We start from the raw sequence: 6,451 nt of genomic DNA, 5'->3' as shown, positions 1-6,451 counted from the left end.
GGTGCTGTTCGACGTCACCATGCATCTGCCGCGGGGCCAGACCCTGGCGGTGGTGGGCGAGTCCGGGTCGGGCAAGTCGACCACGGCGCGGGTGATCACCGGGCTGCTGCCGCCCTCGACCGGGCAGGTGTCATTCGATGGCGAGGTGTTGCCGCCGGCGCTGAAGGACCGGACCAAGGATCAGTTGCGCGAATTGCAGATGATCTACCAGATGGCCGATACGGCGATGAACCCGCGCCATACCGTACGCGAGATGATCGGGCGTCCGGTGGAGTTTTATCTTGGGCTGAAGGGGCGTGCTGTCGACAAACGCGTCTCGGAGCTTTTGAACCTGATCGAGCTGGACGACAGTTTCCTTGATCGCTTGGCGGGCGAATTATCCGGCGGCCAGAAGCAGCGGATCTGTATCGCACGGGCCTTGGCCGCTGAGCCCGAAGTGATCATTTGCGACGAGGTTACATCGGCGCTGGATCAGGTGGTGCAGGAAGGAATATTGAGGCTTTTGATGCGGCTTCAAAAGGACCTCGGCGTTACTTACATCTTTATTACGCATGATATCGCGACTGTGCAGGCGATCTCGGACGAGATTGTGGTGATGTGGATGGGCAAGGTCGTCGAGCAAGGCATCAAGGACGAGATCATGCAGCCGCCCTACCCCGAATATACCGAGCTTTTGCTGTCTTCTGTTCCGACGATGGATGTCGGGTGGCTAAAGGGCGCGGTTGCGGCCCGCAAAGCCATGACAATTGCCGCGCAGACCGGCGAGGCCTGAAGTCTTACCTTCCGGTTGTCTATCGCCGGGGAAACACGCGTTCGTCGCACCTTTGCGCTCAGGGCTTTACTTCAAGAAATCCCACTCTTATCATTAAACCCATGAGCCAGAGGACCGATATTCCGATGATTGACCGCGCAGATGCGCGTGTCCTTGGCTTGCTTCTACTCCTTAGCCGCCTCTGAGCGTGCCTTTCGGCGCGACCGCTCAGAGGTGAACAGCGCCAGGAAATGCTAAGGACAAAGTGAGAGACCCATGACAAACGAAAAGAACGTTTCGCCGGCGGCGGACAAAAACCAAGTGTTGATTTTCGACACCACGTTGCGCGACGGCGAGCAATCTCCGGGCGCGACAATGAGCCATGCCGAAAAGCTGGAGATCGCCGACCTTCTTGATGAGATGGGCGTCGATATTATTGAGGCCGGTTTTCCGATTGCCTCGGACGGCGATTTTCAGGCGGTAAGAGAGATTTCCAAACGCTCGAAGAACGCGGTGATCTGCGGACTGAGCCGTGCGAATTTCAAGGATATCGACCGCTGCTGGGAGGCCGTGCAACACGCGGCACGTCCGCGGATCCATACCTTTATCGGAACGTCTCCGCTGCACCGCGCCATTCCGAACCTTGATAAGGACGAGATGGCGACGCGCATCCACGACACGGTCACCCACGCGCGAAATCTGTGCGACAACGTGCAGTGGTCGCCCATGGATGCGACGCGAACCGAATGGGACTATCTCTGCCGCACCGTCGAGATTGCGATCAAGGCGGGCGCCACGACGATCAACATCCCCGATACAGTCGGCTACACCGCGCCCCGCGAAAGCGCCGATCTGATCCGGCGGCTGATCGAAACCGTGCCGGGGGCGGACGACGTGATTTTTGCCACGCACTGTCACAACGACCTTGGCATGGCGACGGCGAACTCATTGGCAGCTGTCGAGGGCGGTGCGCGCCAGATTGAATGCACGATCAACGGGCTCGGCGAACGCGCGGGCAATACAGCTTTGGAAGAAGTCGTTATGGCGATGCGGGTGCGCAAAGACATTATGCCGTTCACTACCGGCGTTGATGCCACCAAGCTAATGCATATCTCGCGGCGCGTGGCGACGGTTTCTGGCTTTGCGGTTCAGTACAACAAAGCCATCGTCGGTAAGAATGCCTTTGCACATGAAAGTGGCATCCATCAGGACGGCATGCTGAAAAACGCCGAGACGTTTGAGATCATGCGCCCCGAAGACGTTGGCCTTTCGGAGACGAATATCGTTATGGGCAAGCATTCGGGACGCGCGGCGCTGCGCTCGAAATTGGAAGAACTTGGCTTTGAATTGGGCGACAACCAGCTGAAGGATGTGTTCGTGCGGTTCAAGGCGCTGGCCGATCGCAAGAAAGAAGTGTTCACGGATGATCTTTTAGCGCTGATGCGTGATCAGGAGTCGGGCGAGGCACATGACCGTATTCAGGTGAAGTTCCTGCGTGTGATCTGCGGCACCGAAGCGCCCCAGTCGGCTGACCTTACTTTGACGATTGACGGTGTGGACCAGCAGACGACCGCGCAAGGTGACGGGCCGGTGGACGCGACGTTCAATGCGGTGAAAGCGCTTTTCCCGCATGACGCCCAGTTGCAGCTGTATCAAGTGCATGCCGTGACCGAAGGCACGGACGCACAGGCGACAGTCTCTGTGCGGATGGAAGAAGCGGGTCGGATCTCGACCGGGCAGTCGGCAGATACCGATACCGTCGTGGCCAGCGCAAAAGCCTATGTGAACGCGCTAAACCGTCTTTTGGTGCGACGCGAAAAATCGGCACCCGACGCCGATGTGAAAACGGTCAACTACAAAGACCTCGGCTGAAAAGAAAAGCAGACCGGCGTACGCCGCCGGTCGATTCTCGGTCCGCACGCCCGTTTTCCGACACATTCGCTTGCCGGAATTAACCAAAACAGCGCCATTCCCTGCGGTTTTGGAAACAGTGCTTCAAGGCAGCCCGACACTATTGCCAAAATGATGTCAATAATCGGCTTTGGGGTCAAACTCTTGCCACATTCTCGCCCTAGAAATGCCCCAAGTCGCAAGTGTCCCGCGGCGTTTTGTTTTGTAACGAGTGAAAGTGAAGAATATGTTTGGTTCTTCTACGCGTATTGTTTGTCTCCTGATTACCGCAGCCGCTCTCACCGGCTGCGGTGCTCCCTCCGAAATTTCCCGCTCTGCAACTGTTTTGCAGATCCCACAGGCCGAAAGCCTGTCGGTTGTGGCCCGCCAATTCCAGAATGACGTGCCCTATACAATTAACTTTGGTTTTGACGAAGACTGGCTTGACGCAGAAGCGACAGCTCGCCTTGACGCACAAGCCACTTGGATCATCGACAACGCAAACGTTAAGTTCCGCGTCTATGGTCACGCCGACCGTGTCGGTAGTACAGAATACAACATCGACCTTGGCCTGCGCCGTGCAACAACTGCGGTTGCCTATCTGATCAATAAAGGCATTTCAGAAGAGCGCCTTGAGGCCATGGTGTCTTTCGGTGAAGACGCGCCGGCTATTGAGACCCTGAACCGCGAGCGGGAAAATCGCCGCGTGGTGACAGAAGTCTTTGGCTTCATTGATACAAAGCCGAGCGGTGTTGCACGGAATGGCACTACGACTATTTCTTTCGACGATCCGATCCCAACGGAAACGTCCGGTCCAACCGATGATCCGACGTCTGTCAACGACCCGGCACCTTCGGACGATCAAACGTCGACCGGCGATGATACGCCATCGACAGGTGACAAGAACCCGAACTCTGGTCGCGGTAATGGTGACGAGGCGGGCGATCCCGGGAATTCGGATGGACACAACAAGGGTGGCGACGAACTTTAAAACAACGAGATGCTCGGGACGCGGAAAACGGTAACCTTTTAGGGCCGCTGCGTCTGCTGGGTGGGGAACGGGCGCGATCCGGGTGGGGATCGCGCCCTTTTTAATTTGCCGTAACGTGCTTGGGTGTATGAGCCTTGCGAGACCCTTCGGTGAGGACTACACGATCTCAGGACGTAATCAGAGAGTCGCAGATAAAATGACGTATTGCGTAGGCCTTTTGTTGGACGCGGGCATTGTATGCCTGAGCGATACGCGGACAAACGCCGGGCTGGACAACATCTCGATCTATCGCAAGACGTTCACCTTCGATGTTCCCGGCGAACGGATTATCATCATCATGACCGCCGGTAGCCTGTCGGTGACGCAGACCGCGCTGGCGCGACTTGATGAGGCCGCGGCCAACACAGACGCCACGCCGCAATCGTCGATACTGCTGGCCCCAAGCATGCTGCAAGTTGCTGAAATAATTGGGCGAACATTGAACGAAACCAGCAAGGAGATTGGCAATCGGATGGGCGAAAACGCATCAAGTGCGTCTGCCTCAATGATTGTCGCCGGGCAGCGTGCGGGGGGCGCGATGCGACTGTTCTTGATCTATCCCGAAGGTAATTTCATCGAAGCGACAGCCGATACGCCCTACCTGCAGATCGGCGAGCACAAGTATGGAAAGCCTATTCTCGACCGGGTGGTGACGCCGCAAACCACGCTGTCGGATGCAAAGAAGGCCGTATTACTCAGCATGGATTCGACCGTGCGCTCGAACCTCAGCGTCGGTATGCCTCTCGACCTAACGGTAATCGAAAAAGACACCTGCCGGGTCACCGAGTCCCGTCGCATTGAGGAGGGTGACGACGTGTTTCGCGAGATGAGTGCGGCCTGGTCGATTGCTTTGAAAGACGCGTTTAGCGACATCAAGATCTAGTCGGCGCTGTCCTCTAGAAACATGAATGCCTTATCGAAGAACTGCTGACGCATGGCGGGTGCTTCCATCATCAATTCATGCCGCGCGCCTTCGACCCATTCAAGCGACCCTGACGGCCAGTTTTCGTGCATGGCGATCAGTGCTTTGCAATCAATGATGGCTTCGCGAGTGCCTGCGATTGTCTTGACGGGAAGTGTTGGACGGGGTGCAGCGCGCAGAGCAGCAGTTTCTTCGCGGGCCTTTTCGAACCAATGCACCGTGGGTCCGCCAAGCGCATATTCGGGTGCTGCCTCAGCGTGACGTTGCAGGTAGTCCCAGGTGTCACGGTCCGTGGTCAGCAGATTATTCGCAAAGGCCGTGTCCGTCATATAGCTTCGTGGGCTGGTGCCCGGGATTGTGCGCAGTTGCCCGCTGAATAGGCGCGAAAGACCCGGCAGAATGCGTGCGATTGGGCGCAGGTTTGGCGCCACGAAAATGCCCCACATCGGCGCCGAAAAGACAGCCTTCTTAACGGGAAGATCATTCATCAGTGCGCGCAGGCCGATGCAGCCCCCCATGGAGTGACCGAGGAGATGCCAAGGCTTTGGCAGGTCGCGGGCTTTAGCCATTGTGACCAGAGCCGCGACATCAAGCTGATAGTCAGCGAAGTCGGCGACGTGGCCAAGACGTGCGTCGGATGTGACACGGTCAGAGAACCCCTGCCCGCGCCAATCAATCGACAGGACCGAATAGCCGGCACCGGTTAAATCCCGCGCGACGTGACCGTATTTCTCAAGGTATTCCGAGCGACCCGAGAACAGCAGAATGCTGCCCTTGGGCGCGTCTGCTGACCAATGGCCGACACGCAAGCGCGTGCCATCCGCCGCCTGCGTCCAGAACGCCTCGGCGGCTGGGCCCTTGGACAGGGCGGTATCGAAAGGTGCCGCGCTTATCAGGACAGCACCGCCCCAAGACGCATAGCAGCCCCCATATCGCCATCAACTTTTAGGCGACCCGACATGAAGGCGGCGGTTGGGTTCAGCTCGCCGGAAAGGATCGATTTGAAGGTTTCTACGTCAGCCGTCATGGTCACATCTGCGTCACCATCCTCCGCACGGGCTCCGTCGGCGTCCATCAAAATCTCGCCTTCGTCTTCCACGACGAATTTCGCGGTGCCGTCAAAGCCGCTTGCGTCCAGTTTTTCGTTTAGTTTGGCGACGGCCTGTTCAATCATATCACTCATGGTCTTCTCCCGGTTTCGTGACGCGGCAGGGCTGGCAATTGCAGCCCCACACGCTAAACTTCATTCTGTCATGCGGTTTTTCTCTTCATATCTCAAATGTGCCGTTGCGGCACTATGTGCAAGTCAGGTTTTCCTGACGTCCGCGGCGGCGCAAGACAACGAGATCGAGGCATTGCTTGAGGGTTTGAAGACGGCTGATGCGTCGGCTGCCGTTCAGATAGAGGGGCGTATTCAATCCATTTGGTCCCAATCAGGGTCTGATGCGATGGACCTTCTGCTTGATCGCGGCATGGCTGCGATGGCTGACGGTGACATGACGTCAGCCCTGTTCCACTTTTCCGCCCTGATCGACCACGCGCCGGATTTTGCGGAAGGATATAATGCACGGGCCACAGCCTATTTTCAGAACCAGAAATACGGGTTGGCCTTAGAAGACATTCGCCGCACGCTTGCGTTAAATCCCCACCATTTTGGAGCGATGTCGGGCCTTGCGATTATCTTTGAAGAGATCGGGCAACCCGAGGGTGCGCTGGCCGCTTGGCGCGAGGTTGAGCGCCTGCATCCCAATCGCGAGGGTCTGGCCAATTCGATTGATCGGCTGGAAAGCAGCCTTGAGGGGCGCGATACCTGAAGTCCGTCCCGGACCATGTGATCCGAGAGTGTACGACCTTCTGT

At 57.3% G+C, this 6,451-nt stretch carries 7 protein-coding genes; 5 read left to right on the top strand and 2 right to left on the bottom strand.

Annotated elements, in window-relative coordinates:
- The 4 genes from Q1B15_RS14275 to Q1B15_RS14260 form a co-directional block, all read left to right on the top strand.
- The coding region (locus Q1B15_RS14275) for an ATP-binding cassette domain-containing protein (RefSeq protein WP_299754681.1) at window positions 1–772 on the top strand (772 nt) is incomplete at its 5' end.
- A 255-nt stretch (window positions 773–1,027) separates the two neighbouring features.
- Window positions 1,028–2,623 (top strand): 2-isopropylmalate synthase, encoded by a 1,596-nt coding sequence (locus Q1B15_RS14270; protein WP_299754679.1) that lies wholly within the window; start codon window positions 1,028–1,030, stop codon window positions 2,621–2,623.
- A gap of 265 nt (window positions 2,624–2,888) precedes the next feature.
- Window positions 2,889–3,632, top strand: coding sequence for an OmpA family protein (locus Q1B15_RS14265; RefSeq protein WP_299754677.1), 744 nt, complete (start codon window positions 2,889–2,891; stop codon window positions 3,630–3,632).
- Between the two features lie 196 nt (window positions 3,633–3,828).
- Window positions 3,829–4,554: a peptidase gene (locus Q1B15_RS14260; RefSeq protein ID WP_299754674.1), complete on the top strand. Its 726-nt coding sequence runs from the start codon at window positions 3,829–3,831 to the stop codon at window positions 4,552–4,554.
- Here the strand turns inward: Q1B15_RS14260 and Q1B15_RS14255 are convergent.
- Window positions 4,551–5,402 (bottom strand): alpha/beta hydrolase, encoded by an 852-nt coding sequence (locus Q1B15_RS14255; RefSeq protein WP_299754672.1) that lies wholly within the window; start codon window positions 5,400–5,402, stop codon window positions 4,551–4,553. The two genes, Q1B15_RS14260 and Q1B15_RS14255, sit on opposite strands and share 4 nt — an antisense overlap.
- An 83-nt stretch (window positions 5,403–5,485) precedes the next feature.
- Window positions 5,486–5,776: an SCP2 sterol-binding domain-containing protein gene (locus Q1B15_RS14250; RefSeq protein WP_299754670.1), complete on the bottom strand. Its 291-nt coding sequence runs from the start codon at window positions 5,774–5,776 to the stop codon at window positions 5,486–5,488.
- Between Q1B15_RS14250 and Q1B15_RS14245 the strand changes: the two genes are divergently transcribed.
- Window positions 5,775–6,407, top strand: a complete 633-nt coding sequence (locus Q1B15_RS14245) for a tetratricopeptide repeat protein (RefSeq protein ID WP_299754667.1) — start codon at window positions 5,775–5,777, stop codon at window positions 6,405–6,407. The genes Q1B15_RS14250 and Q1B15_RS14245 overlap by 2 nt on opposite strands.
- The last annotated feature ends 44 nt before the right edge of the window (window positions 6,408–6,451 follow it).

Source organism: uncultured Boseongicola sp., assembly GCF_937988555.1.
Lineage (GTDB): Bacteria > Pseudomonadota > Alphaproteobacteria > Rhodobacterales > Rhodobacteraceae > Boseongicola.
Note: the sequence above shows the minus strand (reverse complement) of the source record. Positions and strands in the feature narration are given on the sequence as shown.

Excerpts from the sequence above, each read along its gene's own strand:
- Q1B15_RS14270 (WP_299754679.1), top strand. The coding sequence starts at position 1,028 with ATGACAAACGAAAAGAACGTTTCGCCGGCGGCGGACAAAAACCAAGTG.
- Q1B15_RS14265 (WP_299754677.1), top strand. The coding sequence starts at position 2,889 with ATGTTTGGTTCTTCTACGCGTATTGTTTGTCTCCTGATTACCGCAGCC.
- Q1B15_RS14260 (WP_299754674.1), top strand. The coding sequence starts at position 3,829 with ATGACGTATTGCGTAGGCCTTTTGTTGGACGCGGGCATTGTATGCCTG.
- Q1B15_RS14245 (WP_299754667.1), top strand. The coding sequence starts at position 5,775 with ATGGTCTTCTCCCGGTTTCGTGACGCGGCAGGGCTGGCAATTGCAGCC.
- Q1B15_RS14250 (WP_299754670.1), bottom strand. The coding sequence starts at position 5,776 with ATGAGTGATATGATTGAACAGGCCGTCGCCAAACTAAACGAAAAACTG.